Source organism: Streptomyces typhae (assembly GCF_009755605.1).
GTDB classification, from domain to species: Bacteria; Actinomycetota; Actinomycetes; order Streptomycetales; family Streptomycetaceae; genus Streptomyces; species Streptomyces typhae.
Map to the genome: position 1 here is coordinate 875,533 of NZ_WPNZ01000001.1, position 20,011 is coordinate 895,543.

The 20,011-nt window shown below is 71.8% G+C and carries 18 protein-coding genes, 1 rRNA gene and 1 pseudogene; 4 read left to right on the top strand and 16 right to left on the bottom strand.

Translation table 11 applies throughout. The annotated features are described in order from the left end of the window. Positions 1-9: 9 nt before the first annotated feature. Positions 10-912: an NAD(P)-dependent oxidoreductase gene (locus GPA10_RS03900; RefSeq protein WP_157164097.1), complete on the top strand. Its 903-nt coding sequence runs from the start codon at positions 10-12 to the stop codon at positions 910-912. 28 nt (positions 913-940) lie between these two features. Here GPA10_RS03900 and GPA10_RS03905 read toward each other — a convergent pair whose 3' ends face one another. The 7 genes from GPA10_RS03905 to GPA10_RS03935 form a co-directional block, all read right to left on the bottom strand. After that, complete coding sequence (locus GPA10_RS03905) at positions 941-1,933, bottom strand: zinc-binding dehydrogenase (RefSeq protein ID WP_157164098.1); 993 nt, start codon at positions 1,931-1,933, stop codon at positions 941-943. A 118-nt stretch (positions 1,934-2,051) separates the two neighbouring features. Continuing rightward, positions 2,052-3,047 (bottom strand): porphobilinogen synthase, encoded by a 996-nt coding sequence (hemB, locus tag GPA10_RS03910; RefSeq protein WP_058847954.1) that lies wholly within the window; start codon positions 3,045-3,047, stop codon positions 2,052-2,054. Positions 3,048-3,185: 138 nt separating this feature from the next. Continuing rightward, positions 3,186-4,847: a bifunctional uroporphyrinogen-III C-methyltransferase/uroporphyrinogen-III synthase gene (locus GPA10_RS03915; RefSeq protein ID WP_058847953.1), complete on the bottom strand. Its 1,662-nt coding sequence runs from the start codon at positions 4,845-4,847 to the stop codon at positions 3,186-3,188. Next, positions 4,844-5,803 (bottom strand): hydroxymethylbilane synthase, encoded by a 960-nt coding sequence (hemC, locus tag GPA10_RS03920; protein WP_058847952.1) that lies wholly within the window; start codon positions 5,801-5,803, stop codon positions 4,844-4,846. The genes GPA10_RS03915 and hemC overlap by 4 nt, the downstream gene beginning before the upstream one ends. Continuing rightward, positions 5,800-7,548, bottom strand: coding sequence for a glutamyl-tRNA reductase (locus GPA10_RS03925; protein ID WP_157164099.1), 1,749 nt, complete (start codon positions 7,546-7,548; stop codon positions 5,800-5,802). Before GPA10_RS03925 ends, hemC begins: the two co-directional genes overlap by 4 nt. Continuing rightward, on the bottom strand, positions 7,545-8,303 hold the full coding sequence (locus GPA10_RS03930) for a redox-sensing transcriptional repressor Rex (RefSeq protein WP_343040265.1): 759 nt from the start codon (positions 8,301-8,303) through the stop codon (positions 7,545-7,547). Before GPA10_RS03930 ends, GPA10_RS03925 begins: the two co-directional genes overlap by 4 nt. Before the next feature lie 378 nt (positions 8,304-8,681). Continuing rightward, positions 8,682-8,993, bottom strand: coding sequence for a glutaredoxin family protein (locus GPA10_RS03935; RefSeq protein ID WP_058847949.1), 312 nt, complete (start codon positions 8,991-8,993; stop codon positions 8,682-8,684). A 141-nt stretch (positions 8,994-9,134) separates the two neighbouring features. Here GPA10_RS03935 and GPA10_RS03940 point away from each other — a divergent pair, with 141 nt between their 5' ends. The 3 genes from GPA10_RS03940 to GPA10_RS03950 all read left to right on the top strand — a co-directional run bounded on the left by GPA10_RS03940 (position 9,135) and on the right by GPA10_RS03950 (position 12,869). Next, positions 9,135-10,109, top strand: coding sequence for an HAD family hydrolase (locus GPA10_RS03940; RefSeq protein ID WP_157164100.1), 975 nt, complete (start codon positions 9,135-9,137; stop codon positions 10,107-10,109). Between the two features lie 418 nt (positions 10,110-10,527). Continuing rightward, the gene (locus tag GPA10_RS03945; RefSeq protein WP_058847948.1) at positions 10,528-11,301 is read left to right on the top strand and encodes an ECF subfamily RNA polymerase sigma factor, BldN family; all 774 of its coding nucleotides are present in this window, start codon (positions 10,528-10,530) and stop codon (positions 11,299-11,301) included. A 302-nt stretch (positions 11,302-11,603) separates the two neighbouring features. Next, on the top strand, positions 11,604-12,869 hold the full coding sequence (locus GPA10_RS03950; protein WP_343040266.1) for a DUF5667 domain-containing protein: 1,266 nt from the start codon (positions 11,604-11,606) through the stop codon (positions 12,867-12,869). Positions 12,870-12,920: 51 nt separating this feature from the next. Here GPA10_RS03950 and GPA10_RS03955 read toward each other — a convergent pair whose 3' ends face one another. The 9 genes and pseudogenes from GPA10_RS03955 to rrf form a co-directional block, all read right to left on the bottom strand. Continuing rightward, on the bottom strand, positions 12,921-14,096 hold the full coding sequence (locus GPA10_RS03955; RefSeq protein WP_157164101.1) for a lysophospholipid acyltransferase family protein: 1,176 nt from the start codon (positions 14,094-14,096) through the stop codon (positions 12,921-12,923). A 14-nt stretch (positions 14,097-14,110) separates the two neighbouring features. Further along, positions 14,111-15,211: an NAD-dependent epimerase/dehydratase family protein gene (locus GPA10_RS03960; RefSeq protein ID WP_157164102.1), complete on the bottom strand. Its 1,101-nt coding sequence runs from the start codon at positions 15,209-15,211 to the stop codon at positions 14,111-14,113. Positions 15,212-15,552: 341 nt separating this feature from the next. After that, positions 15,553-15,651 carry a 30S ribosomal protein bS22 gene (locus tag GPA10_RS03965; RefSeq protein ID WP_003948845.1) on the bottom strand — a complete coding sequence of 33 codons (99 nt, stop codon included), beginning with the start codon at positions 15,649-15,651 and terminating at the stop codon, positions 15,553-15,555. Positions 15,652-15,765: 114 nt separating this feature from the next. Beyond that, on the bottom strand, positions 15,766-15,975 hold the full coding sequence (locus GPA10_RS03970; protein WP_157164103.1) for a helix-turn-helix domain-containing protein: 210 nt from the start codon (positions 15,973-15,975) through the stop codon (positions 15,766-15,768). A 130-nt stretch (positions 15,976-16,105) separates the two neighbouring features. Then, positions 16,106-16,921, bottom strand: a complete 816-nt coding sequence (locus tag GPA10_RS03975) for a phosphatase (RefSeq protein ID WP_343040269.1) — start codon at positions 16,919-16,921, stop codon at positions 16,106-16,108. A 230-nt stretch (positions 16,922-17,151) separates the two neighbouring features. Then, positions 17,152-18,324, bottom strand: coding sequence for an acetoin utilization protein AcuC (locus GPA10_RS03980; protein ID WP_157164104.1), 1,173 nt, complete (start codon positions 18,322-18,324; stop codon positions 17,152-17,154). A 71-nt stretch (positions 18,325-18,395) separates the two neighbouring features. After that, a pseudogene (locus tag GPA10_RS03985) lies at positions 18,396-19,139 on the bottom strand (MFS transporter); the annotation flags it as partial. A gap of 51 nt (positions 19,140-19,190) precedes the next feature. Beyond that, a complete protein-coding gene (locus GPA10_RS03990; RefSeq protein WP_157164105.1) occupies positions 19,191-19,850 on the bottom strand; it encodes an HAD family hydrolase in 660 nt (219 codons plus the stop codon). An 87-nt stretch (positions 19,851-19,937) separates the two neighbouring features. Further along, positions 19,938-20,011 (bottom strand): 5S ribosomal RNA (rrf, locus tag GPA10_RS43940); the annotation flags it as partial.

Consider the following 20,011-nt stretch of genomic DNA (forward strand, 5'->3'; position numbering starts at 1 on the left):
GGAGCCCCCATGCCCGCCACCGCTCACACCCCTGCCTCTCCGCCCACCTCGCACCCCGTCTCCGTCCTGGGCCTCGGCATGATGGGCACCGCCCTGGCGGCGGCCCTGCTGAGGGCGGGACACCCCACCACCGTCTGGAACCGCAGCGCCGCGAAGACCGGGCCGCTCGCCGCGCAGGGCGCGACCCCCGCGGACACGGCCGGGGCCGCGGTCACCGCGAGTCCCCTCGTGATCGCCTGCCTGACGACCAACGACAACGTGCGCGAGCTGTTCGCGCCGCTCACCGAGGAGCTGCGCGGCCGCACCCTGGTGAACCTCACCAACGGCACGCCCTCCCAGGCACGGGAGTTGGCGGCCTGGGCGCGGGAGCACGGCATCTCCTACGTCGACGGCGGCATCATGGCCGTACCGCAGATGATCGCGGGCCCGCAGGCGTACATCCTCTACAGCGGCGACGAGGACGCGTACACGGCGCACCGCGACACCCTCGCCGCGCTCGCCGACACCAAGTGGGTGGGCACGGACGCGGGTCTCGCCGCGCTGTGGGACCTCGCCCTGCTGACCGGCATGTACGGGATGGACCTCGGGGTCTCCCAGGCCTACGCCCTGATCGGCAGCGCGGGCGTGCCCGCGAAGGAGTTCGCGCCGCTCCTGCTCGAATGGGTCGTCGCGATGACCCACGGCATGGTGCCCGGCACCGCCGAGGCCCTGGACTCCGGACAGCACCTCACCGATGTCTCCAGCCTGGCGGTGAATCAGGCGGCGGTGCCCAACGCGGCGGCGGCGTTCGCCGAACAGGGCGTCCAGGACCTGCTGTTCGCGTCGCTGCGCCCGCTCCTGGACCGGGCCGTCGCCGAGGGGCACGGAGCCGACGGCCTGTCCCGCCTCTCCGAGCTGCTCAGGACGCCGTAGGGCAGCCAGGCCGTCAGCCGCCAGGGCATCACGGGACGAGCACCACCTTGCCGGTCGTCCGCCGCTGTTCGAGGGCCGCGTGCACCTCGGCCGCGTGGGACAGCGGGAAGGACTGGACGGCGGGGGTGAGGCGGCCCGCCGCGGCGGCGGCCAGGGCGCGGCGCTCGTGCTCCGGGCGGTCGTCGGGCCGCCCGATGAGCCGCATCAGGGCGTCGACGTAGGTGAGGCCGCGCGCCGCCAGGGTCTCCTCGTCGGGCGCGAACTCCTGCTGCGACGCCGACCCGATGGACACGAACCGGCCGCCGTGGTCGAGCAGTCCGAACGCGGCCGCCGCCTTCGCGCCGCCCACGCCGTCCAGGACGACGCTCACGCCGCGCCCGCCGAGCCGTGCCCGCACCTCGTCGTCCCAGCCGTCCTCGTCGTAGTCGACGGCGACGACCTCCGGGCCGCCGTCGGCACCCAGCTTGCGCACGGCGGCGACCTTGGCCGGTCCGCCCGCGGCGCCGACGACCCGCGCGCCGAGCCCGTGCGCGTGCTGCACGACGAGCCGCCCCACCCCGCCCGCCGCCGACGTCACGAGGACGACGTCGTCGGGGGTGAGGGCGGCGATGTCGAGGAGGCCGACGGTGGTGGTGCCGGTGACCACCATGGCCACGGCGGCCTCGAAGCCGAGCCCGGCGGGCACCGGGTGCAGCGCGCCGACGTCGGCGACGGCCAGTTCGGCGTAGCCGCCGGGGGTGCCGTGCGCGGTCACCACGGACCGCCCCAGCCACTCCTGCCCCACTCCGGGGCCGACCGAGTCCACGACACCGGCGACCTCCCCGCCGAAGATCGCGGGCAGCTCGGGCGGCGGCGGCGCCAGGTCCCCTCCGGTGCCCGCCCGCAGCACCGTCTCGATGAAGTGCACCCCGGCGGCCCGGACGGCGATCCGCACCTGCCCGGGAGCGGGCTCGGGGTCGGGCACGGTCTCGTACCGCAGATTGGCGGCGGGCCCGAACTCATGGAGTACGACGGCGTGCATCTGGTCCTCCCGGACGTGGGGATCGGGTCGATGCACCTACCCTCGGACCTCAACAGCGGTTGAAGTCAAGTGACTCCAACCGCTGGGGACTGCTGAGACGTGACCGCCGCCGCTGCGACTACACCGCCAGCCGGCGCGCCGCTTCGGTGGCCCAGTAGGTGAGGATGACGCTCGCGCCGGCCCGCTTGATGCCGGCGAGGGACTCCATGATCGTCCGGTCCCGGTCGATCCAGCCGCGCTCGGCGGCGGCCTCGATCATCGCGTACTCGCCGGAGACCTGGTACGCGGCCACGGGCACCTGCGCCTCGTCCGCGACCCGGGCGAGGATGTCGAGATAGGGCCCGGCGGGCTTCACCATCACCATGTCGGCGCCCTCTTCGAGGTCGAGCGCCAGCTCCCGCAGGGACTCCTTGATGTTCGCCGGGTCCTGCTGGTACGTCTTGCGGTCGCCCTTGAGCGAGGACCCCACGGCCTCCCGGAAGGGCCCGAAGAACGCCGACGCGTACTTCGCCGTGTACGCGAGGACCGCGACGTCCCCGTGCCCGGTCTGGTCGAGCGCGTCCCTGATGACGCCGATCTGGCCGTCCATCATGCCGCTCGGCCCCACCACGTGGGCGCCCGCGTCGGCCTGGACCTGCGCCATCTCCGCGTACCGCTCCAGGGTCGTGTCGTTGTCGACCCGTCCCCGCGCGTCCAGGACACCGCAGTGCCCGTGGTCGGTGAACTCGTCCAGGCACAGGTCGGACATGACGATCAGGTCGTCACCGACCTCCGCCCGCACGTCCCGGAGCGCGACCTGGAGGATGCCGTCCGGGTCGGTGCCCACGGTGCCGAGGTTGTCCTTCTTGGACTCCTCCGGGACCCCGTACAGCATGATCCCGCTGACGCCCGCCGCGACCGCCTCGGCGGCGGCCTTCTTCAGGGTGTCCCGGGTGTGCTGCACCACCCCCGGCATCGACCCGATCCCGACCGGCTCCGTGATGCCCTCCCGCACGAACGCGGGCAGCACGAGATCGGCCGGATGCAGCCGGGTCTCGGCGACCATGCGCCGCATGACGGGGGTGGTGCGCAGCCGCCGCGGCCGCGTACCCGGGAACGACCCGTTCGTACTCACTCCTACTTCCACCTCACAGTTGATAGCCCGTCCGGCGTTCGAGGACGAGGCGCGGAGCGCCGATAGCGGGGGTCCAGGGGGCGGCAGCCCCCTGGTTACGGGAAAGGGGCGGGCCTGGGGCGCCCCCGCGAGGGCACCCTACGGCGCCGCGGCCCGCCGCCGCCGGGCCCCCGGACGCCGCTCACTGGGCCGGGTGACGACCTCCCCCGCCTCCACGGCGGCAGCCCTGCGCGCCGCCCCGAACTGGGCGAGCGCCTCGGCCAGCCTGTGCACGGAGGGCTCCGGGGCCATGACGTCCACGCGCAGCCCGTGCTCCTCCGCGGTCTTCGCGGTGGCGGGCCCGATACAGGCGATCACGGTCACGTTGTGCGGCTTGCCCGCGATGCCCACCAGGTTCCGCACGGTGCTCGACGAGGTGAAGAGCACCGCGTCGAAGCCGCCGCCCTTGATGGCCTCCCGGGTCTCCGCCGGCGGCGGCGAGGCCCGCACGGTCCGGTAGGCCGTCACGTCGTCGACCTCCCAGCCCAGGTCGATGAGCCCGGCGACCAGGGTCTCCGTGGCGATGTCGGCGCGCGGCAGGAACACCCGGTCGATCGGGTCGAAGACCGGGTCGTACGGCGGCCAGTCCTCCAGGAGACCGGCGGCGGACTGCTCCCCGCTCGGTACGAGGTCCGGCTTCACGCCGAAGGCGACGAGCGCGGCAGCGGTCTGCTCCCCCACCGCGGCGACCTTGATCCCGGCGAAGGCACGGGCGTCGAGCCCGTACTCCTCGAACTTCTCCCGCACCGCCTTGACGGCGTTCACCGAGGTGAAGGCGATCCACTCGTACCGCCCGGTGACCAGGCCCTTGACGGCCCGCTCCATCTGCTGCGGGGTGCGCGGCGGCTCGACGGCGATCGTCGGCACCTCGTGCGGCACCGCGCCGTAGGAGCGGAGCTGGTCGGAGAGCGAGGCGGCCTGTTCCTTGGTACGCGGTACGAGGACCCGCCACCCGAAGAGCGGCTTCGACTCGAACCACGACAACTGGTCGCGCTGCGCGGCCGCGGAGCGCTCACCGACCACGGCTATGACGGGCTGCCCGCCGTCCGGCGACGGCAGCACCTTGGCCTGCTTGAGGACCTGCGCGATGGTGCCGAGCGTCGCGGTCCAGGTGCGCTGGCGCGTCGTCGTACCGGCGATCGTCACCGTCATCGGGGTGTCCGGCTTGCGCCCGGCGGAGACCAGCTCACCCGCCGCTGCGGCGACCGAGTCCAGGGACGTGGAGACCACCACGGTCCCGTCGGACGCGCCGACCTCCCCCCAGCAGCGCTCGGAGGCGGTGCGCGCGTCGACGAACCGCACGTCGGTGCCCTGCGCGTCCCGCAGCGGCACCCCCGCGTACGCGGGCACCCCGACCGCGGCGGCGATGCCGGGCACCACCTCGAAGGGGATGCCCTCGGCGGCGCAGGCGAGCATCTCGCCCGCGGCGTAGGCGTCCAGGCCCGGATCGCCGCTCACCGCACGCACGACCCGCCTGCCGCCCCGCGCGCCCTCCATGACAAGATTGGCCGCGACTGAGGCCGACGGCCCGTCGACGCTCGCTGACGTGCCGTCAGCAGCCTGCGGGAGAGGTGTGTCCACACCCCCTCGGGCGTGCACACGAACGACATCGAGAACATCCGGCTCGGCGATCAGCACATCCGCTCGGGCCAGCGCCTCGACGGCGCGCAGGGTCAGCAGTCCCGGATCTCCGGGTCCGGCACCGAGAAAGGTGACGTGCCCGTGTGCGGGAAGGCCGGGAAGGTTCGAGGTGGGGCTCAAAGTGCTCGCTCCCCCATCAGACCGGCCGCGCCCTTGGCAAGCATCTCGACGGCGAGTTCCCGTCCGAGTGCCATCGCCTGGTCGTGTGTCCCGGGCACGGGACCGGTGGTGGACAGCTGCACCAGCGTCGAGCCGTCGGTGGCACCGACGACGCCGCGCAGGCGCATTTCCTTGACAATCTGCCCGTCGGTGAGGAGGTCGGCCAACGCACCCACGGGTGCGCTGCAGCCTGCCTCCAGGGCGGCGAGCAGGGATCGCTCGGCGGTCACGGCGACCCGCGTGTACGGGTCGTCGAGCTCGGCGAGCGCGGCGGCGAGTGACGCGTGGGTCGCTGCGCACTCGATCGCCAGTGCCCCCTGGCCGGGGGCGGGCAGAACGGTGTCGACCGACAGGAAGTCGGTCACCTCGTCGATCCGGCCGACGCGGCTGAGTCCCGCGGCGGCGAGCACGACGGCGTCGAGCTTCCCGTCGCGTACGTATCCGATGCGGGTGTCGACGTTCCCGCGGATCGGCACGGTCTGTATGGACAAGCCGTGGCTGCGGGCGTAGGCGTTCAGCTGCGCCATGCGGCGCGGCGAGCCCGTGCCCACGCGGGCCCCGTCGGGAAGCTCCGCGAAGGTCAGCCCGTCGCGGGCCACCAGCGCGTCCCGCGGGTCCTCGCGCTCCGGCACCGCCGCGAGCGTCAGGTCGGCGGGCTGGGCCGTGGGCAGGTCCTTCAGCGAGTGCACGGCGAAGTCGACCTCGCCGGCGAGCAGCGCGTCGCGCAGCGCGGTGACGAACACGCCGGTGCCGCCGATCTGCGCGAGGTGCTCGCGGGAGACGTCGCCGAACGTGGTGATCTCCACAAGCTCGACGGGGCGCCCCGTCAGCTCGGTGACCCTCCGGGCCACCTGCCCGGACTGGGCCATGGCCAGCTTGCTGCGCCTGGTCCCGAGTCGCAGTGCCTTCTCGGTCATGCGCGGCCTCGCTTGGGTTCGTCGTTCTCCTGGTGCTGCCCGAGCCGCCCGCCGGCGTTGCTCAGGAGGTCGGCCCGGGAGACGGCGGCGACCGTCTCCGGGTCGAGGTCGAAGAGGGTGCGCAGCGCGTCGGCGTATCCGGCGCCGCCGGGCTCGCTGGCGAGCTGCTTCACCCGCACCGTCGGGGCGTGCAGCAGCTTGTCGACGACGCGGCGCACGGTCTGCGTGATCTCCGCGCGCTCCTTGTCGCCGAGCGCGGGCAGCCGCCCGTCGAGCCGGGCCATCTCGCTGCTGACGACATCGGCGGCCATCGTGCGCAGGGCGACGACGGTCGGCGTGATGTGCGCGGCCCGCTGGGCGGCGCCGAACGCGGCGACCTCGTCGGACACGATGGTGCGCACCGCGTCCACGTCGGCGGCCATCGGCGCGTCGGCGGAGGCGTCGGCCAGGGACTCGATGTCGACGAGCCGCACGCCCGGTAGGCGGTGCGCGGCGGCGTCGATGTCCCGGGGCATGGCGAGGTCGAGCAGGTGCAGGGCGGCGGCGCGGGCCGCGGAGGCCAGGGGGGCCGGGGCCGTGCGGCTCGTCCGTGCCGCGGCGGCGCCCACCGCGGGGCTGTTGCCGACGAGCGCGGCGTGCTGCTCGTACGCGGTCTCGTCACCGACCTCGGACCCGACGGGACAGCCGTCCGGGGTCGTCGGGCGGTCGGTGGCGGGGCCTGAGCGGTCGGTGTGAACCGCGTGATCAGGGTGGCCTGGGCGACGGGAGTGGTCCGAGTGACCCATGTGGCCCGGAGCCGGGGCGATCAAGCAGTCGTCGTCGGTACAGACGGACTCCCCGGCACGCACGTCCCGAGCATCCGCGTCCGCGCGGTGCTCGGCACCGCCGTCCGCGCCGTCCGCACCGGCGCGGCCGGCGAGCGCCGCCGTGACATCGGCCGCGGTGAGGACGAGCCCCGTCGCTCCGGTGCAGGACACGGCCACGTCGGCACGTGTAAGTTCCTCCGCCACGCTGTCCATCGGGACAGCGCGGGCGGTGACTCCGGTGCCGCCGTCCCCGAGGATGGCGGCGAGGCGCTCGGCCCGCTCCAAGGTGCGGTTGGCGACGACGACCTCGTCCACGCCGGAGCGCGCGAGCGTCGCCGCGGCCAGCGAGGACATGGAGCCCGCGCCGATCACCAGGGCGCGCTTGCCCTTGGCCCAGGCGGTCACGGACTCGCGGCCCGCGAGCTGTTCGAGGCCGAAGGTGACGAGCGACTGCCCGGCCCGGTCGATGCCGGTCTCCGAGTGCGCCCGCTTACCCACGCGCAGGGCCTGCTGGAAGAGGTCGTTGAGGAGGCGGCCCGCGGTGTGCAGCTCCTGCGCCCGCGCGAGCGAGTCCTTGATCTGGCCGAGGATCTGCCCCTCGCCCACGACCATGGAGTCGAGCCCGCACGCCACCGAGAACAGGTGGTGGACGGCCCGGTCCTCGTAGTGCACGTACAGATAGGGGGTGAGCTCCTCCAGACCCACGCCGCTGTGCAGCGCGAGCAGCGTGGACAGCTCGGCGACGCCCGCGTGGAACTTGTCCACGTCCGCGTAGAGCTCGATGCGGTTGCAGGTGGCGAGCACCGCGGCCTCGGCGGCGGGCTCGGCGGCCACCGTGTCGTGCAGCAGCTTGGCCTGCGCGCCGACGGTGAGGGCGGCCCGCTCCAGGACGCTGACCGGGGCGCTGCGGTGACTGAGGCCTACGACGAGGAGACTCATGCCGGCATCACGGCGGGGACGTCCCCGTCGGGTCCCTTGCGGTGGTCCTTGGCGACGGCGGGCGCGGGCGCGCCGTCGTCGCTCGCGGCGTCCTCGCCGGCCTTGCGCTGCTCGTGGAAGGCGAGGATCTGAAGCTCGATGGAGAGATCGACCTTGCGCACGTCGACGCCGTCCGGCACCGAGAGGACCGTCGGCGCGAAGTTCAGGATGGAGGTGACACCCGCGGCCACGAGCCGGTCGCACACCTGCTGGGCGGCGCCCGCCGGAGTCGCGATGACGCCGATGGAGACGCCGTTGTCGCTGATGATCCGCTCGAGGTCGTCCGTGTGCTGCACCGGCATGCCCGCCACGGGCTTGCCCGCCATGGCCGGATCGGCGTCGATGAGGGCGGCCACGCGGAAGCCGCGCGAGGCGAACCCGCCGTAATTCGCGAGCGCGGCGCCGAGGTTGCCGATACCGACGATGACAACCGGCCAGTCCTGGGTCAGACCGAGCTCACGGGAGATCTGGTAGACGAGGTACTCGACGTCGTAGCCGACGCCCCGCGTCCCGTAGGAGCCGAGGTACGAGAAGTCCTTGCGCAGCTTCGCGGAGTTGACCCCCGCGGCGGCGGCCAGCTCCTCGGAGGAGACCGTGGGCACCGAGCGCTCCGACAGCGCGGTCAGAGCCCTCAGGTACAGCGGAAGCCTGGCGACGGTGGCCTCGGGAATTCCTCGGCTGCGGGTCGCCGGTCGGTGAGTTCGGCCAGTTGCCACGGTGCTCCTGCGGGTAGAGCGGGGCTGAAGGCGGGCTGGCACCCGTTGTCGTGTCCCCAGACCGCCCCGTCGACAGCAGGCTATGTCTTTGTGAACGCGTGCACAAAGATGGTGTCCGATTTGCCCGGCCAACGTGACCGGGGTCACGCGCCCCCGGCGCACTTCCCTGGAACCGGCGCACGGCCTGCTACGACACTCAGCCGACGGGGGCAAAACCGCACACTCTCCTCACGATCACGCCCCCGAGACCTCAAAACCGACCCCCGATGCTAAACGACTTTCCGGACAGCTCCTGACATCACTTCCGGCCATCGCATCCGGCCACGGCACCCCGGCGCCGCCCGCCGGCACCCCGTTACCCCTGCAACGCCCACCGTGCTATCCCTGCAACTCCCGCCGCAGCCGCGCCTCGTCCACCCGCCAGAACGTGTGCTGCTCCCCGTCCACCAGGACAACCGGAATCTGCTCCCAGTACTCCCGGTGCAGCGCCTCGTCCCGCGTGATGTCCCTCTCCTCCCAGGCGGCGCCCGTCTCCGCGCAGACCTTCTCGACCACGGCCCGCGCGTCGTCGCACAGATGGCAGCCCGGCTTGCCGATCAGGGTGACGAGCCGGTCGCCCGGGGCAGGACGGCCGCCCCCGCCGGTGGCTTTCTTCGCTGCGCCGCCGCTCCGGCGGAAAAGAGGACTCATGTCCCCAGCTTCCTACGCGGCGCGGCCCGCCCGGTACACACCCGCGCCACGCCCGGGTGTGACCAGCGCGACACGGACCGTTGACGGGTTCGCAGCCTTCCCGTCACGGCCCGACCGAACAGAGTGGCTATGCTCGACGGCATGGCCACTCTGGGTTGGCTCCACCCCCGCAGGCGCTTCGCCACCGCGCGCAGCGTCCTCGCGGGCGAGGCCTCGGCCGAGGCGGCACGCAAGACGTCGCAGGAGCTGGAAGCACCCGACGAGCGCGCGGACGCCCTCGCGCCGGACGCGGCGCCCGTCGCTCCACCCGCGGAACCGGAGGCTCCCGAGTTCCCCGTCGCGGGCGACGAGAAGGCCGCGGCGTTCTTCGACCTCGACAACACCGTGATGCAGGGCGCCGCCCTGTTCCACTTCGGCCGCGGACTGTACAAGCGGAAGTTCTTCCAGCGCCGCGAGCTGGCCCGCTTCGCCTGGCAGCAGACCTGGTTCCGGCTCGCGGGCATCGAGGACCCGGAGCACATGCAGGACGCCCGCGACAGCGCCCTGTCCATCGTCAAGGGCCACCGCGTCGCCGAGCTGACCTCCATCGGCGAGGAGATCTACGACGAGTACATGGCCGAGCGCATCTGGCCCGGCACCCGCGCCCTCGCCCAGGCCCACCTCGACGCCGGTCAGAAGGTCTGGCTGGTCACCGCCGCGCCGGTGGAGACGGCCACGATCATCGCCCGCCGCCTCGGCCTGACCGGCGCCCTCGGCACCGTCGCGGAGTCCGTGCACGGCGTGTACACCGGCAAGCTCGTCGGCGAGCCGCTGCACGGCCCCGCCAAGGCCGAGGCCGTCCGCGCCCTCGCCGCCGCCGAGGGCCTGGACCTGGCGCGCTGCGCCGCGTACAGCGACTCGCACAACGACATCCCCATGCTCTCGCTCGTCGGGCATCCGTACGCGATCAACCCCGACGCCAAGCTGCGCAAGCACGCCCGCGACCGCGACTGGCGGCTGCGCGACTACCGCACGGGCCGCAAGGCCGCGAAGGTCGGCATCCCGGCCGCGGCGGGCGTCGGCGCCCTCGCCGGCGGCACGGCCGCCGCGATCGCCCTGCACCGCCGCCGCGCCTGACGGCTGCCCGCTTCCCGCCCTCCCCCGCACCGCCACGCACGGTGACCATCCCCGCGCGAACCCGCGGAAGAAGCGCCTCCGCCCCTCCCGCGCCCCTCCGGCGCACCCGGGAACGACGGCAATCGTTCTGTCTTACCCGCCACGCCCCCCGCCAGTCCCGTTCGTTCAACTCGGCCACAACACGCCCCCCGGTCACCTCGAATGCGCGCTGTTTCGATCAATAACCGTTCAATATCCGGTACTTGATCGACCGTCGATCGGTAACAGAAGCGACGTAATCGATGATTTGAGCAACTGGGTGTAGCGCTGCCTGTACGAAGCGTTATTCTCCTCAGACGCATAACGGACCATGCGCGTCGCTACGACGGGTGAACGGTCCAGTACTGCACGTGATGGAAGCTCTGCCTCTGGGAGTCCCGTGTACCCACACGTCGGGGTTGACGCCTCGGGCCTGGCTACGCTGCGCGCATCGGTCGTCGACCGCCTGCGCGGCTTCGTCCCCACCGCGTACGCCGTCCCCGCCTACGCCGTCCCGGCCCCCGCCGGGCCGTGCTACGCCCTGGCGGACGGCGGTGCGGCGGTGAGCAGACGTACGCGCTCCGCCGCCGCCACGACCACCCACCGCCGGCCCGCGGCGGACAGCGACAGCGCCCGCATGATGGAGCTCGTCGAACGCGCCCAGGCGGGCGAGTCCGACGCCTTCGGCCGCCTCTACGACCAGTACAGCGACACCGTCTACCGCTACATCTACTACCGCGTCGGCGGCAAGGCGACCGCCGAGGACCTCACCAGCGAGACCTTCCTGCGCGCCCTGCGCAGAATCGGTACGTTCACCTGGCAGGGCCGCGACTTCGGCGCCTGGCTCGTCACCATCGCCCGCAACCTGGTGGCCGACCACTTCAAGTCGAGCCGCTTCCGTCTCGAAGTGACCACCGGCGAGATGCTCGACGCCAACGAGGTCGAGCGCAGCCCGGAGGACTCCGTCCTCGAGTCCCTGTCGAACGCCGCCCTCCTGGACGCGGTCCGCCGCCTCAACCCCCAGCAGCAGGAGTGCGTGACCCTCCGCTTCCTCCAAGGTCTGTCGGTCGCCGAGACCGCCCGCGTCATGGGCAAGAACGAAGGCGCGATCAAAACATTGCAGTACCGGGCCGTCCGCACCCTTGCCCGCCTTCTCCCGGACGACGCCCGCTGACGGTGCCGACGGCGTCCCGCCACCCAGCGTGACGCCCAACTCACCATCCGTGGCGGCCAGATGGCCGTCACGGACTTTGTCGAGCCCGCAGCGGTCCGATCATCTTTCGTCCGTAACCCAAGTGCCGCGACGCTCGTTGAGCGGGATGCAGGCTCCCTGTGGTTGCAACCTGACCTTCCTCACGCTCATTGAGAGCACGGGAAGACACCATGCGCTCACTCGAACGTGTGGAACTGTCCAGGACGTGCAACCCCCAGGACCCCCTGGGGAGTCGACCGTCATGACGAGAGGAGGTGCCGCCAGTGATCGCGAACGTATCGGCCCACCGGCGGGCGAACGCCTTCGCCCAGGCCCTGGAGGAGCATTCCGACCAGGACCCGGCGGCCGAGCAGCCCGAAGATTCCGCCCCTCCGAGGGCGTCCGCCCGGACCGGCTCCGCGCCGGGCCCGGACGAACGCGACCGGATGCTGGCGCTCGCCGACGGCCTCGCCCGGCTCCCCGCGCCCCAGCTCGACCCCGAGGTCAAAGTCGTCCAGCGAGCCCAGCTGGTGGCAGCCATGGAGGCCATGCTGGCGGAGGGCACGGCGGGCGACGGCACAGGATCATCCGTTCCGGAACAGCGCTCCCGCAAGGGCGCCCACCGGGCGAGCCCGCTGAGCAAGCTGAAGCCACGCACCCGGCTCTCCAAGGGCCTCGCCGCCGGCGGACTGACCGTGGGCGTGGCCGCGGGAGCCTTCGGCGGCGCGGCAGCGGCGAGTACGGACGCCCTCCCGGGCGACTCGCTGTACGGCCTCAAGCGCGGCATGGAGGACTTCAAGCTCGGCATGGCCGACGGCGACGCCGACCGCGGCCGGCTCTATCTGGACCAGGCCTCGACGCGGCTCAACGAAGCCCGCCGCCTGATGGAGCGCACCCGCTCCGGCCACCTGGACCACGAATCGGTCGGCGAGGTCCGCCGCGCCCTCTCCGGCATGCACCACGACGCCGCGGAAGGCCACCGCCTCCTCTTCGAGGCGTACGAGCGCGACGGCTCACTCGGCCCCATCCAGACCCTCTCCGCCTTCGCCAAGTCCCACCGCGAGAGCTGGAGCGCCCTGCGCGACCGGCTCCCCGTGCAACTCGGCGACGTCGGCGAACAGGTCAGCTCGGTCTTCGACGCCATGGAGCAGGAGGTCAAACCCCTGCGCTCGCTGCTGCCCGACAAGCCGGGCACGAGCTCCACCCCGGACGACCGCCCCCGCCAGGGCACATCTCCCGACACCGGCACGGAAGGACCCGCGCCCCGCGCCCCCGGCGAATCCGGTGGCCACCGCTCCCCCGGCAGCCACCCGAAGCCCTCCAACCCCGGCGGCCACAAGGAGAGCCACGAAGGCCTCCTGCCCGGCGTCACGGACGACCTGCTGCCGCCACCCCCGGCCAACACCCCACCGGCCCCTTCGGACACCGCCGAGACCGGGAAGAACCCGTCCGCCAAGCCCCCCAAGCCCGGAGAGCCGGACGTCACCCTCCCGCCGCTGCTGCCCGGGCTCCTTCCGGAGCTGGGCATCGAGGGCGAGGAACGGAAGTAGCGGTACGCCGGGCGAGCGGCCTTCCCCGCCTCGCCCGGCGTCCGGAACGGCTCAGAAGAACACGGACCTGCGCTGCACCAGCAGCTTGTACAACGTGTGCTGGATCTGCTCCCGCACCTGATCCGTCAGGTTGAACATGAGCATCGGATCCTCGGCGGCCTCCGGCGGATAACCGTCCGTGGGAATCGCCTCACCGAACTGAATGGTCCACTTCGTGGGCAGCGGCAACGCCCCCAACGGGCCCAGCCAGGGAAACGTCGGCGTCAGCGGGAAGTACGGAATGCCGAGGACCCGCGCCAGCGTCTTCGCGTTCCCGATCATCGGGTAGATCTCCTCGGCCCCCACGATGGAGCAGGGCACGATCGGCGACCCCGTCCGCAGCGCCGTCGACACGAACCCGCCCCGCCCGAACCGCTGGAGCTTGTACCGCTCCGAGAAGGGCTTCCCGATGCCCTTGAACCCCTCGGGCATCACCCCGACCAGCTCACCCCGCTCCAGGAGCGCCCCCGCGTCCTCCGCGCACGCCAGGGTGTGCCCGGCCTTGCGCGCCAGCTCGTTGACGACCGGCAGCATGAACACCAGGTCGGCGGCGAGCAGCCGCAGATGTCTGCCGTGGGGATGGTTGTCGTGCACGGCGACCTGCATCATCAGGCCGTCCCAGGGCAGCGTCCCGGAGTGGTTGGCGACAATCAGCGCGCCGCCGTCGGCGGGGATGTTCTCGATGCCCTTGACCTCGACGCGGAAGTACTTGTCGTAGATCGGCCGCAGCAGCGACATCAGCACCTGATCGGTGAGCTCCGCGTCGTACCCGAACTCGTCGACGTCGTACTCGCCCGTCAGGCGTCGTCGCAGAAACGCGAGGCCACCGGCGATCCGCCGGTCCCAGCCTCCGCCACCGCCCCCGCGCGGCTCCGGCGGCAGCGCCTGCTCCGGCACCGTGTCCCGGCGAGCGGCCCTGGAGCCACCGCGCGCACCGGCCTCCGCCGCCTGCGGCTCCACGCCCGGGGCCACACCACCCGGCGCGGCACCGCCCGCAGCCGTGCTCCCCGGGGCGGCACCGCCCGCGGCGTCGGTGTGCCCCCGGCCCGGCACCGACGGGACCGCCTTGACGTCGCGCGCCTTCGCACCGTCACCCGGACGCCGCGGCCCGGACCTGCGGCGCGGTGGCCGCTGGGCACCCCCGCGCGACCGGTCGTCGTCGAACGGAATGACCTTGGCGTCCGCCATCGTTGACGATCTCCTCAGTTGGCGCTGTGGTGGGCACTGTCGTCGGCTCCGCGTCGGACGCCGCCGGCGCCGGACTTCCCGCCGCCGCCCGCCAGGGGCAGCGCCGCGATCCTGTCGACGGCCCCCGCGAGCGCCGCAGGCGGCAGCAGGCCGGGACCCCGACTGCGTACGAAGTCCGCGAAGGCCTCCGCGGTCGTGTATCTGGGCCTGAACCCCAGTGTCTCGCGCATCTGCCGGGTGGCGACGACCCGGCCGTGGGTGAGCAGCCGGATCTGCTCCGGCGAGAAGTCCGTGACACTCAGCGTACGCAGGGCCGCACCCACCCAGGTGACCGCCGGGAGCAGCACCGGGAGCGTCGGCCGCCCGAGCCGCCGGGCGCACTGCGAGAGGAGCAGGAGTCCCTCACCCGCGATGTTGAACGTACCGCTGTTCAGCGTCCCGCGCTGCGGCTCGTGCGAGGCGAGGCGCAGCACTTCGACGGCGTCGTCCTCGTGCACGAACTGAAGCCGCGGGTCGTAGCCGAAGACCGTCGGCAGGACGGGCAGCGAGAAGTACTCGGCGAGCGGCGAATCCGCGGCCGGGCCCAGGATGTTGGCGAACCGCAGCACGCACACCGCGACGTCGGGCCGCCGCCGCGCGAACCCGCGCACATAGCCCTCGACCTCGACGGTGTCCTTGGCGAAACCGCCGCTGGGCAGCGACTTCGGCGGGGTCGTCTCCGTGAAGACCGCCGGGTCGCGGGGCGCCGACCCGTACACATTGGTACTGGACTTCACCACGAGGCGCTTCACCCGCGGCGACTTCTGACAGGCGCCGAGCAGCTGCATCGTGCCGATGACGTTGGTCTCCTTGACCGAGCCGCGGCTGCCGCCGGCGAGCGCGGTGCCGGTCACGTCCATGTGCACGACCGTGTCGACGCCGTGCTCGGCGAGGACCTTGGTGATCGTGGGCTGCCGGATGTCGGCCTGGACGAAGTCGGCGCCGCCGAGATGGTGCTCGGGCGGGACGGCGTCGACGGCCACGACCCGCTCGACCTCGGGGTCGCGCTGGATGCGCCGGACGAACCGGCCGCCTAGCTGCCGGGCCACCCCGGTCACGAGCACGACCTTGCCCAAGATCAGCGCCGCCTTTCCTCAGCCCGCGCGACGTCGGGGCGCCCCGCCCCGCGTCATGTCTGAGCACCACGTCCTTCGCCCACGCTAGCGGTTCGATGTTGCGCTGTGATGACCGCGAGGCGCGCGAAGTGACGACGGCCACACTTCTCCGAAAAGATCAAGCCGTTCGCCCGCTTTTGAACTGTTGAATCCCTTATGGACGAAAGAGGCGCGTCGCGTGGCCGAGGCACGCCTCGACGCCCCTGTGAAACGCATCGAGCGAAACGCATTGAGGCCCTCCCGTCGTCCGACGGGAGGGCCTCAATGCATGCGCTTGCGCTGCGCTGACGTGCAGCGGTCGCTTACTTCTTGTTGCGACGCTGAACGCGCGTGCGCTTCAGCAGCTTGCGGTGCTTCTTCTTCGCCATCCGCTTACGCCGCTTCTTGATAACAGAGCCCACGACTACCCTCGCTCACTTCTCTTCACTCGGTGCGGGGCAGCAGACTGGGCCCACACGACCTGGTCGGCCTAGCCTACCCGCACCTGCGCCGAGTCTGTAATCGAGGGACGTCGATCAGGCCGTCTCCACCCCCACGTATGAGTCGCGAAGGTACTCGTGAACCGCGTTCTCCGGGACCCGGAAGGACCTTCCGACCCGGATTGCGGGCAGATGACCACTGTGCACCAGCCGGTACACGGTCATCTTCGAGACTCGCATCACCGCGGCGACCTCCGCCACGGTCAGAAACGCAACCTCGCTGAGAGGCCTCTGGTCAGCAGCCATGACACACCTGAACCTTCCGCACATGACGCGGCACCGGCTTCCCCTTCCGGTGACTCCTCGTCGCTGTGCGCTCACTCCCCAGAGTAGGGGCGGGTGATGCGAGTGGGGAAGAGGAGCTGCCATCGGCCGTTTACTGTGACAGACACGCTCGATTGAGTACATAGCGAGTAAGCGGTCGGTAGTAATCAGACCGCACAGCGTCATCAAGCGGAACGACCACGGACACTCGCCCCTCGGCCTCTCCGACGAACAGCGCCGGATCGTCCGTATCCGCCAGACCGATCGCCTCAAACCCCAGCTGACCTGCTCCGCAGACCCATCCGTGGTCCCCGATGACCAGCTCGGGCAGGGGCCCTCCGGAGGCGGCCTGGGCCGCCAGGACCCGTCGAACCGGGAGTGGCGAATGGCTGTGCGCGCCGGTCTCACTCCCGGTGGGACGCACGCCGGGTTCGCGCAACAGCGCGACGCCCTGTACGTAGTCAAGGTTGTACGTGCGTAGGCCAAACCGGGTCGTTATGTCGACACAGCAACCCTGCGCCGGGGTGAGGACCGAACATCCTGCCGCCGACAACGCATCGGCCAACGCGGCGTAGAACCCCAGGAGCCGGTGCGGGTGACCGGTCCCGATCAGGATGGGAAGCCTGCGCCGGGCCGCGTCCTGAAGCCGCTCGGCGAACGCTTCGAGCCCCGCGAGGGTCCGTTCCGGATCGATGACGTCGACCCCCGAGGTGTGCCGGGGGTCGCCGGAGACACCGCACTTGTCCGCCATCAGCCGCAGCAAGTCTCCCGCACCCCAGTTCCATTCGGGGTCGAGGCCGAGAAGTATCCGGGGGTCGCGGGCGGCGAAGAGCCGGTAGCTCCGCAGGCTCTCCTCCCGCGAGGTGGCGACGGGACCGGCGAGCCGGGCCGCCAGCAGATGCGCGCGTAGCGCTCCGGTGCTCAACACGCCCCGATGCTGCCGCACATACCGGCACGGAACCCCGAAAACCCGGGAAACACCCCACACTTGGGCTAAGAGTGCCCCGTCAGGGGCGCGGGGAACTGCGCGCTCAGCGCACGACGAGTCGCAGACGCGTCTGCCGGGGCACTGAGCAGACGCGTCTGCGGACTCGTTCCGGTTGCTCGCGCAGTTCCCCGCGCCCCTGACGGGGCGCACAGATCAGGGCAGCAGTCCCCTCAGGGCAGCAGCCCCCGCAGGGGGAAGACGGCCCGGCGGGTGGCGAGGACTGCCTGGTCCACGCGATCCGCGGGGTCGTACCCCGCGTCCCAGCCCCGCCATCCCACAGGCCAGCGCCCGTCCGTCATACGGCCGGGCCCCCGCGTCCGCGTGCGGCGGTACACCTCCTGCTGCCAGACCTCGGGCAGCACCGTCGTCGGCTCGATCTCCCGCCCGGCGGCCACCGCCACGAGATGCGTCCAGGACCTCGGCACCACGTCCACCACCGCGTAACCGCCGCCGCCGAGGGCCACCCAGCGCCCGTCGGCGTACTCGTGGGCCAGCTCGTGACAGGCGATCTGCACCGCCCGCTGTGCGTCCAGCGACACCGTCAGATGCGCGAGGGGGTCCTCGAAGTGCGTGTCAGCGCCGTGCTGGGTCACGAGCACCTGCGGCCGGAAGGCGGCGAGGAGCTCCGGCACCACGGCGTGGAACGCCCGCACCCATCCCTCGTCCCCGGTCCCCGCGGGCAGCGCCACATTGGCCGCGCTCCCCGCGGCGGCGTCGGCGCCCGTCTCCTCGGGCCAGCCGGTGCCCGGGAACAGCATCCGGGGGTGTTCGTGCAGGGAGATCGTCAGGACCCGCGGGTCCTCCCAGAACGCGGCCTGCACACCGTCCCCGTGGTGCACGTCCACGTCCACGTACGCGACGCGTTCCGCGCCCAGCTCCAGGAGCCGCGCGACGGCGAGTGCGGCGTCGTTGTACACGCAGAACCCGGAGGCGCTGCCCGGCATCGCGTGGTGCAGGCCGCCCGCGAAGTTCACGGCGTGCAGCGCCTCGCCCCGCCACACGGCTTCGGCGGCCCCGACGGACTGCCCGGCGATCAGCGCCGACACGTCGTGCATGCCGGCGAACGCGGGGTCGTCCTCCGTCCCGAGGCCGTACTCCCCGCGGGCCGATGCCGGGTCGGCGGAGGCCGCCTTCACCGCCCGCACATAGTCGTCGCGGTGCACGAGCCCGAGCGTCGACTCCCCGGCGCGCTTCGCCGCGACCACGTCGAGATCCCGGTCGAGCCCGAAGGCGTCGATCAGGCTCCTCGTCAGCGCGAGCCTGACCGGGTCCATGGGGTGCTGAGGACCGAAGTCATAGCCCGTTACTGCCTCGTCCCACATCAGTTGTGCGCGGCCGCTCATGAACGTCACCGTATCGGTCCGGTCCGGGGGCGAACGACCGGGCGTACCTCAGCGTCATGAGCACCAGTACCAGTCGACAGCTCCTCCGAGCTGCCCAGCACGTCCTGGAGATACTTCGCGCTCCAGTTGGAGACGGTGGAGTCCCCGATGTAGGCGAAGGTCATGACGAGGCAGAGCGGAAGAAGTGCCTTGAAGCCGACGGTGGCGGCTGAGGCCCGCTCGCGGGCACCCGTGGCGTCGCCGCCCCCCACATCCCCGTCGCCGTCCACGTACCACCGGCTCCCCACCAGGGCGGCGGGCAGGAGCACCGCGACGACGGGGAGGTACGACACGAGCAGCGACAGGTCCCAGTGGGCTCCCGCCCACGCCAGCGAGGCGCCCATGATGCCGCCGAGGCTGTAGGCCGCGTGGAAGCCGAGCATGATGCTGCGTCCGTAGGCCCGCTGGAGGCTGACTCCCAGCATGTTCATCGACGCGTCCAGGGCTCCGACCGCGAGCCCGAACGCTCCCAGTGCCAGCGCGATCTCCCACAGGGCGTCACCCGCGCCCGCGCCGAGCAGCGCCAGCAGCACCACGGGCTGCGACCACCGCAGCACCCGGCTGGGCGGCACCCTCCGCACAAGACGCTCGGTGCACACGCTCCCGATTCCGGCCAGGATCGGCACGGCGGCGAGGAAGAGGGGCAGCAGGCCGTCGGATATCCCGTACTGGTCCTGCAGCGCGGGTATGCGCGTCACGAGCAGCGCGAACGCGACGCCCTGCACGAGGAAGCCGAAGGCCAGCGAGGCCCTGCCGCGCCGCAGCGTTTCCGTCATGGAGGCGAAGCGTAGGTTCCTCGACTACTCGTGGGTAGACAGATCACTCCACTACTTTTCCGTGGTGTCCGCGAGGAGGCCGGGCAGCTCGCTCAGGTGGCTGAACAGCCGGGTGGCTGCGTGGAGCCGTTCGGCAGGTGTCATGGCGGTGAAGCCGTAGACGTCCATGCCTGCCGCGTTGGCGGCCTGTACGCCGAGCGGGCTGTCCTCGATGACGAGGCACTTGTCGGGTGCGACGCCCATGCGGGCGGCGGCGTGCAGGAAGAGGTCGGGGGCCGGCTTGCCACGTCCGACGTCCTGGGAGCTGAAGATCCGCCCTTCGTCGAACCACTTGTCGAGCCCGGTCTTGCGGTGTCCGACACGGATCCGCTGGTGGCTCCCGGAGGACGCGAGGCAGTAGGGCACCCCGTCTGCGGTGAGCTGCTCCAGGAGCTCCATGGCTCCGGTCATGGGCTGCAGCTCACGTTCGAAGGCGGCGAAGACCCGCTCGTGGAAGATGTCGTCGAAGTCCTCGGGGAGCCGCTTTCCGGACCGTTCGAGAATGGTGTCGTGTACGCGGTGCATGGCGGCGCCCATGTAGTCGCGCAGGGATTCCTCGTACGAGGTGGGGTGGCCGAGTTCCGTCAGATAGGCGGCGAGCATGGTGTTGGAGAGAGGTTCGCTGTCCACCAGGACACCGTCGTTGTCGAAAATGATCAGCTCGTATCGCATGCCTCGACCCTAAACGGCATGCCTGGAACTGTCCTGAACGCAGAAAACCCCCGCACCGTGAGGTGCGGGGGTTTTCTCTCAAAATGAGTTCGGCGGCGTCCTACTCTCCCACAGGGTCCCCCCTGCAGTACCATCGGCGCTGTGAGGCTTAGCTTCCGGGT